16 protein-coding genes are annotated in these 18,013 nt (G+C 46.2%); 3 read left to right on the top strand and 13 right to left on the bottom strand.

The window, feature by feature from the left end; genetic code table 11:
• Positions 1-3: 3 nt before the first annotated feature.
• Positions 4-1,161 carry a hypothetical protein gene (locus IE104_RS10035; RefSeq protein ID WP_189417966.1) on the top strand — a complete coding sequence of 386 codons (1,158 nt, stop codon included), beginning with the start codon at positions 4-6 and terminating at the stop codon, positions 1,159-1,161.
• An 84-nt stretch (positions 1,162-1,245) separates the two neighbouring features.
• Here IE104_RS10035 and IE104_RS10030 read toward each other — a convergent pair whose 3' ends face one another.
• The 13 genes from IE104_RS10030 to IE104_RS09975 all read right to left on the bottom strand — a co-directional run bounded on the left by IE104_RS10030 (position 1,246) and on the right by IE104_RS09975 (position 15,227).
• Positions 1,246-2,037: a glycosyltransferase family 25 protein gene (locus IE104_RS10030; RefSeq protein ID WP_189417964.1), complete on the bottom strand. Its 792-nt coding sequence runs from the start codon at positions 2,035-2,037 to the stop codon at positions 1,246-1,248.
• 36 nt (positions 2,038-2,073) lie between these two features.
• On the bottom strand, positions 2,074-3,564 hold the full coding sequence (locus IE104_RS10025) for a lipopolysaccharide biosynthesis protein (RefSeq protein WP_189417962.1): 1,491 nt from the start codon (positions 3,562-3,564) through the stop codon (positions 2,074-2,076).
• Positions 3,561-4,643, bottom strand: a complete 1,083-nt coding sequence (locus IE104_RS10020; RefSeq protein WP_189417960.1) for a glycosyltransferase family 4 protein — start codon at positions 4,641-4,643, stop codon at positions 3,561-3,563. The genes IE104_RS10025 and IE104_RS10020 overlap by 4 nt, the downstream gene beginning before the upstream one ends.
• A gap of 17 nt (positions 4,644-4,660) precedes the next feature.
• Positions 4,661-5,440: a WecB/TagA/CpsF family glycosyltransferase gene (locus IE104_RS10015; protein WP_189417958.1), complete on the bottom strand. Its 780-nt coding sequence runs from the start codon at positions 5,438-5,440 to the stop codon at positions 4,661-4,663.
• A complete protein-coding gene (locus IE104_RS10010) occupies positions 5,437-6,609 on the bottom strand; it encodes a GumK N-terminal domain-containing glycosyltransferase (RefSeq protein WP_229837764.1) in 1,173 nt (390 codons plus the stop codon). Before IE104_RS10010 ends, IE104_RS10015 begins: the two co-directional genes overlap by 4 nt.
• 30 nt (positions 6,610-6,639) lie before the next feature.
• Positions 6,640-7,719 carry a glycoside hydrolase family 5 protein gene (locus tag IE104_RS10005; protein WP_189417957.1) on the bottom strand — a complete coding sequence of 360 codons (1,080 nt, stop codon included), beginning with the start codon at positions 7,717-7,719 and terminating at the stop codon, positions 6,640-6,642.
• Entirely contained in the window at positions 7,716-8,876 is a 1,161-nt protein-coding gene (locus IE104_RS10000; protein ID WP_189417955.1) for a glycosyltransferase family 4 protein, read from the bottom strand. Before IE104_RS10000 ends, IE104_RS10005 begins: the two co-directional genes overlap by 4 nt.
• A complete protein-coding gene (locus tag IE104_RS09995) occupies positions 8,866-10,242 on the bottom strand; it encodes a polysaccharide biosynthesis protein GumE (RefSeq protein WP_189417953.1) in 1,377 nt (458 codons plus the stop codon). Before IE104_RS09995 ends, IE104_RS10000 begins: the two co-directional genes overlap by 11 nt.
• 21 nt (positions 10,243-10,263) lie before the next feature.
• On the bottom strand, positions 10,264-11,154 hold the full coding sequence (locus IE104_RS09990) for a CpsD/CapB family tyrosine-protein kinase (RefSeq protein WP_189417951.1): 891 nt from the start codon (positions 11,152-11,154) through the stop codon (positions 10,264-10,266).
• A gap of 29 nt (positions 11,155-11,183) precedes the next feature.
• Positions 11,184-12,584, bottom strand: a complete 1,401-nt coding sequence (epsF, locus tag IE104_RS09985; protein ID WP_229837763.1) for a chain length determinant protein EpsF — start codon at positions 12,582-12,584, stop codon at positions 11,184-11,186.
• 24 nt (positions 12,585-12,608) lie between these two features.
• A complete protein-coding gene (locus IE104_RS09980) occupies positions 12,609-13,409 on the bottom strand; it encodes an SLBB domain-containing protein (protein WP_189417950.1) in 801 nt (266 codons plus the stop codon).
• 183 nt (positions 13,410-13,592) lie between these two features.
• Positions 13,593-13,721 (bottom strand): hypothetical protein, encoded by a 129-nt coding sequence (locus tag IE104_RS19110; protein ID WP_268247516.1) that lies wholly within the window; start codon positions 13,719-13,721, stop codon positions 13,593-13,595.
• Between the two features lie 231 nt (positions 13,722-13,952).
• Positions 13,953-15,227 carry a hypothetical protein gene (locus tag IE104_RS09975; RefSeq protein ID WP_189417948.1) on the bottom strand — a complete coding sequence of 425 codons (1,275 nt, stop codon included), beginning with the start codon at positions 15,225-15,227 and terminating at the stop codon, positions 13,953-13,955.
• A gap of 508 nt (positions 15,228-15,735) precedes the next feature.
• Between IE104_RS09975 and glyA the strand changes: the two genes are divergently transcribed.
• Both glyA and IE104_RS09965 read left to right on the top strand, forming a co-directional pair.
• Positions 15,736-17,001, top strand: a complete 1,266-nt coding sequence (gene glyA / locus IE104_RS09970; RefSeq protein WP_189417947.1) for a serine hydroxymethyltransferase — start codon at positions 15,736-15,738, stop codon at positions 16,999-17,001.
• 307 nt (positions 17,002-17,308) lie between these two features.
• Complete coding sequence (locus tag IE104_RS09965) at positions 17,309-17,989, top strand: protease inhibitor BamI-like protein (protein ID WP_189417945.1); 681 nt, start codon at positions 17,309-17,311, stop codon at positions 17,987-17,989.
• The last annotated feature ends 24 nt before the right edge of the window (positions 17,990-18,013 follow it).

The raw sequence follows: 18,013 nt of genomic DNA, 5'->3' as shown, positions 1-18,013 counted from the left end.
TGAATGCGTAAACATTTGTACAAAAAATCTTTACTTCTACTGAGCCTTGCCAGCACCCAATGTTTGGCTGCTGATGATGGTCCACTTCAATTAAATGCTTCAGTGCAAGGTGTGTGGGACAGCAATTTCTCCCGCACTCCGCTGAATGATTCCGAGCGTACAGTCTTATCATCTGCCGGTATAAGTTTTGATGATACTTTTGGTCGTCAGCGGCTCATTGCAAAATGGCAAGCACGTCATTATGAATATGATAAGCATCCGGATTTTGATGCAACGACTGATACCGGCCAGTTGAGCTGGAAAGGATTGTTCGGTGAACAATTTAATACGGATGTTGATTTTTCTCGCAACTCGTATCAAGTGGATCGGCTAGAGTTCTTTGGAAAAGATATAGTCACTCGTGACGATCTGGTCGCAAAAATTGGCTATGGCAATGACAGACGATTGTCATTCCACGTCGGTGGTCGCAAATCTACTCAAGAGCACTCAAATTACCAGCGCAATTCTTTGGACTTTGAAGAGGAAGAGGGCTTTGCAGATGTAGGCTACCAAACAAGCAACAAGTCCAATGTGTTTTTGCGTTACAAATCCGGTAATCGTGCTTATACCAATCCCCTTATTGATCCCTTAACGGGAAGTCCGGTAAATGTTGACCTGGATTTTGATTATCAACAACTTGAACTTGATAGCCAGTGGGTTCTTTCACCAAAAACAACTTTTTCTGCATTGGTTGCACGCTATAAACGCGATGGCAGTATTAATGACGCCACGGGTTCTGTAGCGAGCCTTGGTGTGGAATGGCAAGCAACCGAGAAAATTAATCTTAAGGGTGGATATACCTTAAATGAACCCGCTATAGGTGAAACGTCGGATTCGCCATCGCGTGTAAAAACAGTTTTTGTAAGTGCGCTTTGGCAGTATTCAAGTAAGTGGAGTATTGGATCTTCTGCCGCTTACTCGGTTATTGATTACGGAAATTTGAGTCCGGATTTAATCAGAAAAGAAAAACTGCATAATTTTATGCCTCTAACAATTGTTTTCGATTCCGGGCATCATTGGAAAGTGCGGCTGGATTCGGGGTGGCGAAAAAATGATTCGCGTATAGCGGTTCGTAATTATCTCTCGCGGCAGGTGAGTGCGGGTTTATTCTTTTATTATTAGATATTTGGTGCCGAATCATTTCCCCTGCTTAAAATGTTCCCTCTCATATTTAATTCCGACTGGTGAATACACACCAGTCGCGAGTTAAAAACTTATACGTCTATAGCCATTTAACGAACGGCTTATTGCAGTAAGGATAGCCACGGGTGAGTATTTTTTTAGCTTACCGGTAAGACCTGTTTTAGGCACGTTATCAAATTCTATATTGCTGGAAAATTTAACCTTGCCTTCAAGCTTACTGTCGGCCAGGTGTTTGTCCTGCGTACACAAGGCTGGATTAAATTGCAGGATATTTAAATCCTTGGCGATAACCGATTCATCAAAATGATAGAGCATGACATCGGCTGGCTCGTGATATTTTTCAGACAAGGCGACTAAGCGTTGTGCCGTTTTACGATTAATAATATAGGCGCCAGCGCACCAGCTGGTGGATTTTACACCATACAAATTTCGCTTTTTATAGCTGAGCACTGGCTGTGTTGTCAGGCGAATTCTATTGGTTGAAGTTTCCAGGCGAATGACATCGATGTTTTGCGGAATCCAGCTATCACTTTGCAATACATATTTCAGGTCATCAGAGATGTGGATATCATCTTCAAAGACTGCACAGAAATTTTCTCTCCCTTCGGCAATTTTTTTCCACACGCAGTAATGACTAAGAAAGCACCCCATTTGGCCGCGCAGCCAGGTTTTTGGCTTGTCGCGGTTATAATTTCTCGGGCGAGTGCTCATGAAATTTTGATAATCCTGATCGCTGTAGGTGCGACCATCGACAGCAGAAATTCGCTCAAAGGGAATCCCTAAACGTTCAAAGTTGGATTTGAAAAAGCCAAGCCGGTGAGTATCCTTATCGAGATTGATAAGATAGGACTTCATATGTACTACTCCTATGGAAAAACGCTTGTCGAGAATTTAGGTCAATTTAATCAAGCGCTGTATATTCCCCAATACGGGTTTTAGTTTTAAAGGAACAAGATCAATTGTTTCTAGCAGAAATATTTTTGTCTCCTGCTTGAAAATAATGCGCACACACAGGGCGTATATAACTGCACCGCTTGCACACAGAATAATTAATGCCAGAACGGGAGGCAGGCTGTTGGTAACAAATAACTTAATCGCAAATAAACCTGCAAACATTAGAAGTGAAGATATAAAAGAGGGGGCAGCTATTTTTAAAACATGCAGGATGCCGAAACCATAAACACGTTTAAAAAATTGCAAATTAAAAAATAGCGTTAGATAGCTTCTCAGCGAAAACGCCAAGGCGGTTGCAATAAGCCCAAATGGAATTGCGATTGACCCAAACACGCAATTGGCAACAAAGGTGATAGACGCCAGCACCATAACAAGATGTGAGTTTCCGCTGGCGGTGAGTACGGCATTAATTTGCTGGCTAACGACTAGTGGAGCAATTCCAATAGCGAGCGCAGTCATTATGTAGCCGCTCATTTCCCATTTTTCACCGAATGCAAAGGTAATAAATTCCGGGCCTATGGCAGCAGCGCCAAAGAAAATCGGGAAGGTGATGTAACAGCTCATGCGAATAATTCGCATAACTCCCAAGGCCTGTTGTTGCGGTTGTTCAATACGCGAAAGCGCAGACAGAATGGTGGTTTCAAGCGGCTTTAAGACGACGTCCTGTAAGATATAAAGCGCTCTTCCGCCAACGCGAAAGAAACCCAATGCAGCGGGCCCCATCATAATGCCAACGAGCATTTCAAAAATTTTTGAACCTATGTTGCCAATAATTTGTGCGCCCGTGAGCGGGGTTGAAAAGCTGAGAATTTGTTTGGAGTAATTCCATGAGTAGGAAAAATTTGGCATCCATTTGGCTGAGCTGATGGTGATGTAGCTGATTAATAATTGGCAAACAATCTGTTGCCATACCAGTGCCCATACACCAAAACCGTTGAAGGCCAAATAAATTCCCAGCACGCCAGAAGCCAAACTGCCCACAATGGTTCTTAGGGCTATCACGCGGAATGAAAATTCGCGTTTTAATTTTCCTTCATGAACTGCCTTTAAACCTTCCAGGAAAAATATGATCGCCAAGACTTTTAAGATGGGTGCAGCTGCGGGTTCATAGTAGTGGGCAAGTATGGGCGCTGCGACGAACATGGTGACGAAAGTAACAATAACCGAAAAAAATACGTTTAAATAAAAACACGTGGATGCATAGGTATTGTCCCATTCTGCCCGTTGGATAACGGCTTGTGTGATACCCGCGTTGACAATAAGTTTGCCAATTTCCACAACAATAAGTGCAAATGCCACCAAGCCTATATCAGTCGCGCTCAGGATGCGTGACAGTACAATAAAAATAATGAAGCTGATGATGCTATTGCCACTTGCGGCAAGGCTCATCCATGCGGTGCTTCTACCTAAATTCTGCTTAAGATTCATGAACTCAATGCTTGTTCCGAGCTGGATGAAATAGGAAAAAGTTGTCGATAAAACGCGAGGGTCGACGCCGCGATTTTGTCCCAATCATAATTTTCCAATGGACAAGGGCTGCTGCGGTCTTGCGCTTCCAAATGTCGCAATGCATTTTTTAATGCACCGACTTCCAAATCTTCCGCATAGCTATAAATCCATTTTCGCCCTAATTCTTGCTGCAACGAAACAAACGCGCCAATATGTGGAGCGATTACAGGTTTGTTGAAAGACAGGGCTAACAGCAATGCGCCAGAATTTAAAATGGATTTGTAAGGCAGAATTACCGCATCAGCAGCGCTGAGATATATATGCAATCTGTCGTCGGGAATAAACTGCAAAAGCAAATGGATGTTTGGATTTTTGGCATGCTGTTTCAATCGTTCTTTTAATTCTGGTGAATCAGTGTTGCCTGCTACAACCAATACATAATCAAAGAGTTTTGCCTGGGTGAATAACTCCATAAGCAAATCAATGTTTTTGTAGGGCTTGATCATGCCAAAAAAAAGTAGCACTTGCTTATTTTGTGGCAATCCCAAATGGTTTTTTGCTGCTGCCTGGTCAATCGGGTCAGGGTAGGAATTGCGGTAATGACCGTGGGGAATAATCGCGTAGTGAATATTCTCTTTGCAGTTGTACAAGCTGAAGAAGGTTGCTTTACTTTCTTCGCTCATAAAAATCAAACCGTCGCATTGCCTGGCAAACCAGCGCATAAAAGCTTGCGAATAGCGAGGGTGAAATGCATCGTGTGGCGCAACGTTGTGAACGGTCCATACAATTTTGCTACCTTTTAATTTGACTATCATCAGAATAAAGCTCAGCAAAATAGATCTTTGCAATGCTTTAAAAATATTTTTCTGATTGATGTAACCATCGGGCCAGTGGAAGTGCACTATATCGAATTTTTCCAAAATGGCTTTTTTGTGTGAATATTCGTGCACCAAATTTTTGGTGTGCGCACGTGTAAAAGCTTTCATGTTGCTGTAAAGCAGGGCGTTGTAGGGGTTTACTTTTTTATTTGCAAAAGCAGGTGAGGCTAGAATTCGCATAATTTTTACCTGATCATTTAATTAAGCGGTGAATCCGTCTTTCGTACTTTTGCAGTGCTTAAGCACAAGGCCAGAAAGATGGCTATGTCGAATGTGTAGCGACGCATTAACCGGGAGGGCTCAAGGCACAAACGATAGAACCATTCCAGGCGAAGCTTCTGAACTATTCGTGGCGCACGCGGCTTGTCGCCCGCCAGGAAATCCAGCAACGCGCCAACACCAATAAAAACTGATGCATTTAATTGATGATGATGTTCCAAAATCCATTTTTCCTGCGCAGGATTTCCCATAGCCACCAAAATCACATTGGCATTTGCGGCATTCATATCGCTAATTAGTTGGTTGGAACTTTTAGCCTGTTCATAGCCATCGCAAGTCCCAACTACATTTACGCCGTGAACTTTACGTAAGGTTTCTGCGGCTCGCTGCGCAATGCCTGGCTTGGCGCCAAATAAAAATACCCGTGCCTTATCCCGTACACTATTTAAATACTGGGGAATAAAATCTGTTCCGTTAAGGTTTTCTGGAAATTTTTTGCGGTGGATTAGCCAGGTGCCTATATCGACACCTATGCCGTCGTTTACGATAAGTGTGTTAACCGCACTCATACTTTTTTGCAGGGGCTGGCACTTAACAATAAAATTAGTGTTGGCAAAGAAAAGCAGGTGCTGTTCATTCGTATCCAATACTTGTCCTAATTGTTTTGATAAATCTGACGAGGTGGTTCGCAGTAACGGAAAACCACCAAGTATCAGAGTGTCGGAAATTTCTTTGTCTGCGAGTGCATAGGCCGTCATAGACTCATCTCCGTGTCGCGATAGAGTTGCGGTTGCAACATACGTTCAGTAACTTCGCTCCAACTTAAAACCCGTTGTGCAATTAAAGGTTTGCTAGGATTTAGGGCGCGCTTGATCGCATGCTCAATGGAATCGCCATTGCCAATTTCGTAACCAAAACGGTTGGGATAATCCGCTGCAATAAAGAATGGGCAAATTGCCGGAATCTCAAAAAAATCATATTGAATTAATTTCATTGAGGTATCACGTAAATAGGCGGGCATGTTGTCACTGGAATAGGGGGCAATACCAAGATCCGCGTGTTTGATGTAACACAAAGTTTTGTTGAATGGCATTTCGCCGTAGATTTTTACGTTGTCACCATAATCGGGGTGAGTGGCTTGGCCCGAACCAATAATATGAAATGTAATATTGGGAAACCGTTTTGCCGCATGCACAAAAAAATCCGGGTCAAATAACATGGAGCCCACAGACACCGCATTAATACCTGATTCGTAGGGTGAAGGATCTGCTTGTTGCGCAACAGAATGATCAATTCCATGAGGAACAAAGGCTAGATTGTGTTTACTGGGAATCGTTTCTGCGAGTGCTTTGGAAGGCAGTGCAATTGTATTTAATTGGCTCGCGATGCGTGCAAAGGTTTTGTTCACGTATTCGGCCACATTGATTGTTTCCAATGCATCTGATGCGCGATAGAGAATTTTTGCGTTGGGATTCAATTCTTTAATGAGATCAAAAAACACGGGCGCAACACCGCTCTCTAATAAAATAACCGTAGCTTCTTCAATCCAATTGCGCAGTACCTGGTTGTAGCCATTGCTGTACCAGTTGTACATGGCGGTTTCGAGCGGGCGCAACCAGCGGCGACGAGTGTTGAATGGATGAATAGTTGTTTTCCACAAATAACATTCCACGCCCTGATAAATTCCAACTTGGTTGGCTGCATAGTCGAGTGAAATGCGCGGGTCAGACGTGTATTTTGAAAGATGGCTGTAACGCAACGAGAAAAAACGCGTGCGTCCGCGTTTGGCAAGTTCCGACGTAATAAAATGAATATTTGCGCGGCGCGGTGAGCGATAATCATGCGCAGACAAGACTAAATAAACATTATCGTCCGTGTAGTTTGGGCTGTTAGCAGTGATCTCATTTAATTCATCTTTCAAGTTCATAAAATTTTCTCCCCAAGAAAACACAAAGCATTAATTTTTGCGGGTGCGTGGTAGTGGTGCTATGGGCGGACCTTTTTTCGCCGGCGCGCCGCGATAAAAATATTTCTGCATAATGGGCCATTGTTGTGAGGGCGTAGCAGAGCCAGTGTTGACTGCTAAGGGATATTTGCCCCACCAACCGCCTGCGGCCCAATAAGTCCAACCTTTCCATTCGGGGCCGGTCATAAGGCTAAGAAAGCGTTCAAGCGCCAGCATGCACTCGGGCGTTTGTGGCATACCAAATTCACCCAAAAAGAATTTCTGACGGTTTACCTTTGCCCACTCGGTGACTTTGGTAAAAAATGGATCGAATTCATTTACGGCGCGACAGGTGCTACCCGAGCCGGAAAAATCTTTGTCGGCATATTGGTGAACTTCTAATACAGTGCGTTTGAGCGGATCGTTAACGTCTGCAAAAAGATTGGCGTTCGACAAACCCACCGCAGGGGAGAACCAATCGTGCAATCCGCTCCAATGGCCGCCAGCAATAAACACCATATTGGTTGAACCGGCATTGCGCAGTTCGGACAAAGTGCGTTTAGCGAGACTTGCCCATTCTTCACGTGGCATGTAGCTGGGCTCGTTCATCAAACCAAACGCGGTTTGTTTGGGATCGCTAAATACAATGGCCATGCGTTGCCACAAATCTACAAAAGCATTTTGCAGTGCTGCATCGCCATTTAAAGTTTGGCTGTAATATTTTGCGTAGTTGTGTACATCCAAAATCACGCACAAACCTTTTGCGCTAGCGGATGCAACTGTGCCTTGAATTCGCTTCAGTTCTGCAGATGCCAATGCCCCCATTGCACTAGGTTGTACGCGCTCCCAACGAAACGGCAAGCGAATAACATTTGCACCTTGCGCTGCTACATAGGTGAGTTCTGCTTCGGTGGGAAATGTGTAATCTTTGTAAGGCGTGCCGGGCAGTTTTGATGAATTAAATTCAGCACCACTCAAATTAACGCCCGTCAAACGCTCCTGATTTAAGCAGTGCGCTGCGGCTAGTAAGGGGCTTGTTATAAAACTGAAAAGTATCAGCTTCACCCAGCCGGATTTGAGGAGCTGGTTCATGGTTGAAATTCTCCCTGCAGCTGGCCCTTGTCAGAGCCCGCGAGGTCTTCATAAATTTCAAGGTAGCGGTCTGCGACTTTAGACCAGGCATAGTGTTTAGCGAATGCCATAGCGGCGCTGCGACGTTTTGCATAGGCTGATTCGCCTTGTTCATGCAGCTGCAAAAGCTGATCAATCACGTCGGATGCGCTGGTTTCATTACTGATGTTGAAACCCAAACCGGAATTACCTACCAAGCGTTTAAAGGGTGGAATATCGCTCAGCACCGGCGTTAAACCCGCACTCATACCTTCAATGGGTGCTATACCAAAACCTTCATGATGCGACAAGCAAAGAAAATAGCTGGCCTGTTGGATGAGATCTTTAATTTCCTCGTCGCTAGGATTAGCAGCGAGAGTGACGTGACCGTTAAGGCGCAGTGCTTCAACTTGTGCACGAAGTTCCGCAAGGCTGTGATCGTATTCGCGCCCCGCAATAATCAAATGCCAGCGGTCGTCGCGCTCGCGCAATTGGGCGAATAAATCCAATGCTTCAAGCAAACCTTTATTGGACGACCAGCGGCCAAAATAAATCAGGGTGGGTTGTAATTCGAGTGCAGCATCATCGGCGTATTTTTCAGTATCCACACCATTTTCAATCACCTGCAGTTTTGGCTTGCGCATAATTTGGCTGAACAACTCGCCGTCATTAGCGCTGGTAGCGACCACACTGTCGTAAGCAAAGGACGACAACCGAGTGATTGTTTTGAAATAGGTTTGTTTTGCACGCGACGCAAATTGGGTGTGGAAAAATCCACCGTGTGTAGACAAAACCAGAGGGCGTTTGTGCAGCCATTTGGTGGCCGCGAGGAAATCGTAAAAGAAATCCACACCGTGAACGTGGATCACATCGGTGTCACCAAGCTCGCGCAAAACTGTGGGGCAGATGGGGTAACGACTGGAGCCGTAAAAAGGCAGGCGGATAACCTCTATGCCGTCGATTATTTCGCGCTCGGGCAGCTCGGTATTCGCATTCCGGAACAGGCGGTTGAGCGTAATGATGCGGGTTTGCTGATTGCTATGACGCAATTGGTGCATGGCAATATTGCGCACGACTTCTTCCATTCCACCAATCGACGGTAAGTATTGGCGAACTATGTGAGTAACTTTAATAGACATCCGTTCTTCTCCTGATCTGATTACCTACATCGAGCAAAATGGGCTCAAGGGTCATTTCAGCGCGTGCATCAGCTGCGCGCTTGTAATCGTTAATGCCGGGGCGACTTGGAATAGGTGCTGGGTTTTTCAGGCAGCAGCCGACCAGAAACCAGAGCACACCAGAGGTTTTGAGTGCATAGAGCGAGTAGCCGCTCACGCATAAAATTAAAACGATGTAGATGGCCGCAAAGGCGCGGAAGCGCTGGCCTTGCTCGTCGGGCATGGGCAAAAGCCAAAGACCAAACCAGAGCAGCAGCGAAATAGGTAATCCGAAGGCTGAAATTAAATGGGCGTAGCCCATATCTGCGTAGGGGCTGGAAACGGTCATGGCAAACAGCATGGGAATATCGAATTCGTGTAGCGCATTACCAGAAAGTGCCAGCCTTCCGTAAAAACTATCTTCCACAAATTTGCCGCCGTTTTCGCCAAGGGCGATTAGCAGTGCAATGGCTGCGAAGGGCGCTAGCACAGGCAAGTAGAGCGCGCGGCCGTGAATCGCCAACCGCATGGCAATCATCAAGCTTACGGTGGTTAAGGCAAAACGAGAATCCGAGATCACAATCATCACCACCGCCATAACCACAAAAAATACAGTTTTGCGCAGTTCGGTTTTATTCAGGCTCAACCCCCATGCGGCGCAAATGGTGGCGAAATTGCCAAGGGATACGGGTTCCAAAAATACAGAGGAGACACGGTGGGCGCCCAACAATTCAGGTAGCAAAGTGCGGCCTATGCCTTCCGGGCGTATACCGTTAAGTTGCAGCTTGCTGTTGTTGTAGGTTGGTACCGGGTCGAGGTTACCGGTATTGACGTAGTAACTGAAAATGTCGAAGAAGTTGGTGTATTGGTCGATAAAGAACAGCTCCATGGCCCCCATCACCAATACAACCCAGATGGCCCAGGTAAGCGCACGGCTGGCCAGGTCTACGCGGCCAATATTGCACCCCACCCACAAGTAACAGAGTGGAATGGCAAGGTCGCGGAAGGTTTTGATATTGACCTGGCCGCTAACCAGGGATTGCAAACAAAACATCGCACCGGAAAGCGCAATAATCGTGATAACACCGGGCAATAAGCGGCGTGTAATAAAGGGTAGGCAAGCGGTGAGGATAATGGCCTCGGAAAACCCCAAAAGCGTACGCGAGGCATGCAGCCCGTAAGTATTGAGCAGGCACAAGATAGCTTGGTAGGCAACCGTGGCTACCACAATTGCAATAATCATCCGGTCATCAAAACGGTTACTAACCGAACCTGATTCGAGTGCCGAATTTTTTATTTCCGGTGAACCCACAGTCTCAGTCCATGAGTGAGGGTGCGAGTATTTCATCCTAACCTCATGATTGCTGAATTACTGCCGCAAAGCCGCGCCGAGCAAACGAACGCCCACGCCGTGCAATGTGTTGCAAATGGTTTCCAGGTCTTGCACACGCGAAACATTTTCTTGCACCACCAGGAGCGCTGCACCCGAATGGGCCGAAATTAGTTGGGCATCCACAATGTGATTAAGGGGCGGGGTATTGATGATGATGACTTCAAAATGCGCCGATAAATCTTGTAGGCGCTCTGCGTAATTTTGGCTAGCAAGCAACTCTTGCGGGTTAGGCGCCTGGGTTCCTGCAGCAACTACCCAGAGCGAGCCCAAATCGGGAACGGCAATAGGTTCAACCAGGGTGCGCGATGCGATTAAATCAGTAAGGCCCGGATTGCGCTCGTTGTGACCAAAAAGCTTGTGCAATTGTGGTGAACGCAAATTTGCATCTACCAACAAAGTGCGTTTGCCCAATTGCGCAAAACTAATGGCGAGATTGGCGGCGGTGAGGGCGATGCCTTTGGCATCTTCTGCGCCCACAATAGCAAGGCTCAAGTGTTCACCGCGATTGAAGTAACGCAGTAAAAGTTCGCTGCGCAGGCTGCGCAATGCCTCAGCTTCCGCACTGTCTGGTTGAAAGGCTACAACCAGTCTGGAATCGAGCGTGGTGTTGCGATCAGGCGGAGCTGTGTAGGCAAACTGCTCCGCGAGAATCGCATCAATATCTTCGCGCTCAACTAAACCCAGTTGCAGGGCGGCATCGCCAAAACGCAAGTTTTGTTCGTTTTGTACAGAGATGATGGATTTAAATTCTTCGCGGGTAATTTTGCCGCGGCTCTCCAGCATTCTGCCAATTTTGTTCACAAGTTCTTTGCTGGTAGCTTCCTGGCGCGCGTTGGCGACGGGTACAGCTTGTGCGAGTTCGTTCATTTCATCACCTATTTAGGAAAAGTTACGAGCTATGAAAAGTTACGAGTGAGGAAGCGTTTGTTAGCAAAGCCGCTGCGGCCCACAGTAAGTGCGGGAATGCGGGCGAGAACAGGCAAGCCCAAGCCCTGTTCAATATCTAATGGAGTGCGCACACGTCTATCCATCCACTCACGCGCAAGCGCAACTGCAACACCCAATAGCAATCCGGTTAATACGCCGAGCATCAGGTTCATGGCCGTGCGCGGGGTAGTTGCGCGGGTAGGAACCGGGGCAATGTTGAGGATGGAAATGTCGGTAAGCGCTACCTGGCTTTCAAGTTTGGTTTGGGTGGCGCGCGCTAAAGCAGCGTCATAAGCCGCCTGTGAGTTGTCGACCTCCTGTTTCAGCAAGGTCAGCTCGTTGCGGTTACGGCTGAACTGCAAAACACGCTCTTTTTGGGCTGCTAATTCGGCTTTCAGTTGCTCCTCACGGCTTTGCGAAAGCTCTACAGACGAGCGCACGCTACCGTTGATAAACCGCAAGGCTTGGCCGAGTTGCTGGTTCAGCGAATCTACCTCACCTTGCGCCTGGCGATATTGGGGGTGGTTTTCACCTACGCGGGTGAGCAAGTCAGCTAACCTCGCTTGGGCTTGGGCAAGCTCGCCAGATAAGCGTTGTACCTGGGGATTATCAAGCGCTTGGGCTGGCAGTGCGCCACGGTTGCCAGAAATTTGGTTATTGCGCGTGGTGTTGTTAAGGCGCTCGTTTTGAGCTGCAATTAACATGGATGAGAGTTCAGCTAATTTTGCAGATTCCAGGTCAAGCCGATCCGAGGTTGCCAGAATGTCGTGCTTTTCCTGATAGGAAGAGAGGGCATTTTGTTTTTCCACCAATGAGGTGCGCATGCTCGCCAATTGCTGGTCGTACCAGCGGGCAGTCTGCTTGGCAGGCTCAATGCGTAATTCAAGGTTGGTGTTGATATAAGCCTGGGCAAATGCATCGGCAAGTTGAGCAGCAAATAACGGGTTTTTAGCTTTAAAGCTGATGTTGAGCACGTTGCTTTCACGTTCGGTATCCACCACCAAACCTTTATCCAAATAAGTCAGTAATGCCTTGCGACGTTCGGTTTCGTTATCGGGCAAACCTAGCTCATTCGCAACATCTTCTTTGGTCGTGAGTTTGAGTTGGTCAATCACTTTGTTGGCAACGTTGCGGCTGCGAATAATCTCAGCCTGGGTCGTTAAGTAGCCCGTCATCATGCGTGCTGGCATGGATTGGCCACTCACAGGATCTTGTCCTTTGCCATCAATAATTAAATTGGTAGTCGCCATGTACAGCTTGGGCGTCAGGAAGGTAATCACAATCGCCAAGGCAATAACAGCAAGGGCAATACTGCCGATAGTGGCTCGGCGTGCGTACAAAATACGGAGCAAACTATTGAGGGTCATCATATAAATTCCTTCACATTGGAGCTGTTAAAACAGGCTTTCCTGAACGACCATGACATCGCCGTCTAACACCTTGTCATCGGGTTTGGCTTTGAGCTCTTTGACGGAACCATCGGCTTGTTTGCGATAGAGTTTTGCCGAGCGATCACTCGCACGGGCGGTAGGTCCACCGGCTACGCCAATGGCCTGCATAACGTTTAGCGGGCGGTCTAGCGGGTACATACCTGGCGTGCGTACTTCACCGCTCACGTAGAAGCGGTCAGCATTTGGGATATAAAGCGTGTCGCCGTTTTGCAACCAGACTACCGAGTTGCTGCTAGCTTCACTCTCTAATTGTTTTTGCAGGTTATATTCACGGCGCTCCTGGCGGCCGTTAGCGTCGGTCCTAATCAGGATTACGCGTTCATTGCCCGCGTCGGAAATACCGCCTGCCCAGGCAATGGCTTGGGTGAGGGAGGTTGAACCTTCAAGCACCAGCATTCCCGGGCGGTTTACTTTGCCCAGGATCGAAACGACTTGGCTGCGATATTTAGTGACGAGTAAATTCACTTGTGCGCTTTTAAGGAAGTTGCCGCTTTGGTAGCGCTCGGCAATTAATTTTGCGGCATCACCACTGGAGCGACCCGCCACCTTAACTACGCCAATCAGGGGAACATCAAGGGTACCATCGGTGTTGATTTGACCTTCGGTAGTGAGTTCTGGCTGACCATAAACGGTCATGCGAACCTCATCCCCGGCACCCATTGAATAGTTGGACTGAGCTTGGGCAAAGGGCGTCACTACTAACATTATCGCCAAGCCCGATATCAATCGTTGCAAGCTATTCATTCATCATCTTCCTTTTCAGTTGGGGGCGAGCTCGCAAGCTGGCCTTTTGCTGTGCAGGTATTGGATTAATGCAAAACCAAGACCCAATCCGCAAACTCGCGTTTATTAAAGTTGAGCGAGTTAAAAAGTTCTGTAGTGGTAAATTGAATAAAAGCCTCTTGTTTTAAGGGCTTGGTGCAGTTTTTACGCAGCAATGACAGAATTTTTTTCGTCCAACTCAACAAAATTTTTTAAATCCAGGATTTCCAGCGAATGCATTTTTGTTCCCAAAACGTTCACAATTTGAGCCAAAAATTTGTATTGCGCATTCATGGTGCAAATCGTTTTTTGCGATTTCAATTTGCAGGGACTTTGTAACAAAACGACACACATAGAATCTGTGCGGCACCGAACCTAGGTTGTTTTTGGCGCTGAACATGAAACCCTATTGTGAATAAAACAGCAGATCTAAATGAGAGATATTGGCGTTGAAATGCGGGAGAGTTCGTAATGACGCAAGAAAAAGGGCGCATAAAGCGCCCTTAATTTTTTTACAGCATAGATTTATTTTTTGAGAGGCGCTGTAGGATCATCGCCAACCAAAAACTCCAGTGAATATTGCACCTCTGAACTGTAGCTGCCCACAATTAACAAAGCGAAACAGGTTTGATTATTATATTTCACTTTGGCGGTGACTATGCCGTAGTCAGAGTTGCCATCGGTAAAGTTATCTACGCCACTAAATTTGTGGTAGATGTCGCTGGCATCCTTACCGCGTTCGGTAAATAAAAAGCGTCTTGGAAAGAAATAGCCGCAATTATTGTCGGCAGAATCACATTGCCAAAGAATTTCAAAACCTGAGCTCACCAAATTTTGCTTCATTTGACTTAAAACTTTTAAATAAGATTTAGAGACGTTGGCAGGTATGTTGAAAATTTGAACCTGCTGCACACCGGTGAGCTTTAATTTTTTGTAATTTTCTTCCTGGTTGCGCAAATTGCCGGAAATTGGGAAAACTACGCGGGTAAGGTCATTGCTGTGTTCTGCTGTGATTTTTGCTCCGGGGAAGAATGCAACGCCAAGTCCTGGTTTCAGTTTATCGTCTCTTGGTGTTTCTGCAGCTGTATCACCGGTAGTGCTGTCGTCGCCAGCATCTTGCATAGGATCATCTGCTTTCACAATTTCAAATGAGTATTGAACCTTGGAACTGTATTGCCCAACAATCAAGGTTATAAAATAAGTCTGGTTTCTGTGCAGAGTTTTGCCAGTATAAATGGCGTAATCCGAATTCCCATCGACAAAGTTAGTGAGCCCATCAAAGGCGTTGAAAATTTTGCTGGAATCTTCACCGCGGTCGGTAAATACAAATTGTCGAGGGAAAAAGTACCCGCAGTTTTTATCGGCAGAATCACATTCCCAAAGATTTTTAAAGCCAGCTTCCTTCAAGTTTTCTTTAAGTGTGTTAAATACTTTGAAATAAGATTTTGAAACATCCGTTGGTACATCGTAAATGTAAACCGATTGCTCGCCGCTCAGTTTAAGTTTTTTGTAATTCTTGGTATCGCTTCTTAAGTTGCTAGAGAGTGGCAGCACAACCCGTGTTAAATCATTTGTTTGTTGCGCGTTTAAAATACTGCCAGGATATTTGGCGACGAGCCTGCTTTCTTGCGCGCCCTCCAGGCTATTTTTTCTGCTGCCTTCAGAAGCTTTTTCTTTCAGTCGCTTTTTTTCTTCAAGGAGTTTGTTAGCTTTGTTTAAAAAATCGAGTCCATCAGCAGCCAAAGCGGGTTGGATAGAAAATATGCTAAGTAACAAGATAAAGGATATGCGTTTAATCATGTGAGGCCAGTCCTTTTAGGTCGGTTGGAGGTTTTGCGCTGCCAGTTAAATCACCAGCGAATGCCAGAGACTAAAGAATCGAAACTGAACAATTTCTTAATGTGTTTACGCTATCGTTATTTCTGGGATACATATCTACTTTGTAATGAGCAGCCATTACGAGCAGCGGCAAATTATCGGGCGCTAATATAGTAAGTCTATTAATTGATTTCTACCGTAAACCGGTGGCAGTTTTTGTTAGGACGACTGGAATTTAGCCTTACCGTTAAGGGATGTTTAAATTTGTGAGTGGGTTGGCAATTCAACTAATCCGCTGGCTATCGGCCTCTGCTCAATCCGTAGTCAATCGCTAACGCCGGTCTGTTGATCTTGAGCCAAATTCTTGCTCTACATGAGTTTTTTGCGTGGCAGGCGTTTGGCCGTTTGATGTACAATGCGCGCCTAAATTTTCCCTCCTTACCATTAACCGGCAGCCCGTTTCGGGTCTTGCGCAGCTTAGGACTCTTCTATGTTTGATAAAAACCAAACTATCGCTTCTTTCGACCCGGAAATTTGGGCATCCATCCAAAATGAAGGTAAACGCCAGGAAGAACACATCGAGTTGATTGCTTCTGAAAACTACACCAGCCCAATGGTGATTGCTGCTCAAGGCACCAAGTTGACCAACAAGTACGCCGAAGGTTATCCGGGCAAGCGTTACTACGGCGGCTGCGAATATGTAGACGTAACTGAATCTTTGGCGATTGAGCGCGCCAAGCAATTGTTCGGTGCCGACTACGCTAACGTGCAACCACACGCAGGTTCGCAAGCTAACCAAGCGGTATACGCAGCGCTTTGTGCTCCGGGCGATACTATTTTGGGTATGAGCCTGGCTCACGGTGGTCACTTGACCCACGGCGCCAAAGTAAGCTCGTCAGGCAAGTATTACAATGCAATCCAGTACGGTTTGAATCCAGCCACTGGCTTGATCGATTACGACGAAGTAGAGCGTTTGGCTTTGGAGCACAAGCCAAAAGTTGTTGTAGCGGGCTTCTCTGCCTACTCACAAGTTGTAGATTGGCAGCGTTTCCGCGAAATCGCGGACAAAGTTGGCGCTTACCTGTTTGTAGATATGGCGCACGTTGCAGGTTTGGTTGCTGCTGGTTTGTACCCAAACCCGGTGCAAATTGCTGACGTAACCACTACCACTACTCACAAAACCCTGCGCGGTCCTCGCGGTGGCTTGATTTTGGCCAAAGCCAATGAAGAGATTGAGAAAAAACTGAACTCTGCGGTATTCCCAGGTGGTCAGGGTGGTCCTTTAATGCACGTTATTGCGGCTAAAGCGATTTGCTTCAAAGAAGCTATGACTCCAGAGTACAAGGCTTATCAAACCCAAGTGGCTAAAAACGCCAAAGCTATGGCCAAAACCTTTATTGAGCGCGGTATCAATATCGTTTCCGGCGGTACTGAAAACCATTTGATGCTGGTTGACCTGATCGGAAAATCCTATTCAGGTAAAGATGCTGACGAAGCTTTGGGCAAGGCGCACATCACCGTAAACAAAAACGCCGTTCCTAACGACCCACGTTCACCTTTTGTGACCTCTGGTATTCGTGTTGGTACGCCAGCAGTAACCACTCGCGGTTTTAAAGAAGCTGAGTGCGTTCAGTTGACCAATTGGATCTGCGATATTTTTGCAGCGCTGGAAGCGGGCAATGCGGATGAAGTCATCGCAAGCGTAAAAACCAAAGTGGCTGCCTTGTGCAAAGACTTCCCAGTTTACGCTGAATAATCTGTTCCGTCTTCGCTTGCAAGAGGCAGCCTTAGGGCTGCCTTTTTTTATTCCTGGATTTTAGTGCTCGCCTTGTTTATGACGTATTGAAAAACCTAGCGTTCGTTATGTGTAAATGCGTCAAGTTTACGACCCGCCAACCCGTGCTTTTGCCCGTAAAATTTGTGCGAACCAGTTCTCATTAGAACCGAAAATAGCTAATAAAAAAGAATTTAGATTTTCTTCGCTAAAACTGAAATAAAAATAGTGTAGGGCCAATTGGTGATCTATTTTTGTACAGAGAGATTCATTTCTGAGCGAGGTCTGTATGCAAATTCAAAAGCTGACTGATAAACAAAAAATCTTCGCTATTGCAGTACTCGTGGTTGTTGCTTGCGCGAGCATGCTGTTGGTTCAGGTACCTCAATCGGAGAAGGGTGCACATATGTGGACTGCCGAATCCATTCCTGTTCCTCAGACTGTTAACTCGTCTCCCACGATGAAAGCAGAAATGCCGACCGTTGTTCCTGCTCAATCTGTACAAAAGTTTTCACCACAATCTGCTACGGCCGTTGCGGTAAATGCAGATGTGAAGTCATGGACAATGGGTGATGTAAAAACCGACACACCAAAAATCCCCTTAAGTGAAAAAATTTCTGATTACGCGATTGTGCAATTGGAGCAAAACCCTGAGCAGCTTCCTGCGGTTGGCCAGCAAATTCAGTTGCCTATGTTGAATGGGCAAAGTGTAGTTGCAAACGTGGAATCGACTACAACAAATCCTAATGGCGATTACACCTGGAGCGGACATTTACAAGGTTATGGTACCGATTATCCGGTCGTTATGACTTACGGTGAGCATTCTATTTTCGCCACAATTACTACACCGCAAGGCAGTTTTACTATGGAATCAATTGATGGATTGGGCTGGCTTTATAAAAACCCGGCAGAAATTGAATTATCAAATCCGGGCGCTAATGATTTTTTGGAAGTCAATGAACCCCACTAATACAGCATGAGAAAATAAATGATG

Origin of the sequence: Cellvibrio zantedeschiae, from assembly GCF_014652535.1 — a bacterium.
GTDB lineage: Bacteria > Pseudomonadota > Gammaproteobacteria > Pseudomonadales > Cellvibrionaceae > Cellvibrio > Cellvibrio zantedeschiae.
The sequence above is the reverse complement of the archived record's forward strand: the minus strand, read 5'-3'. Positions and strand labels throughout refer to the sequence as shown.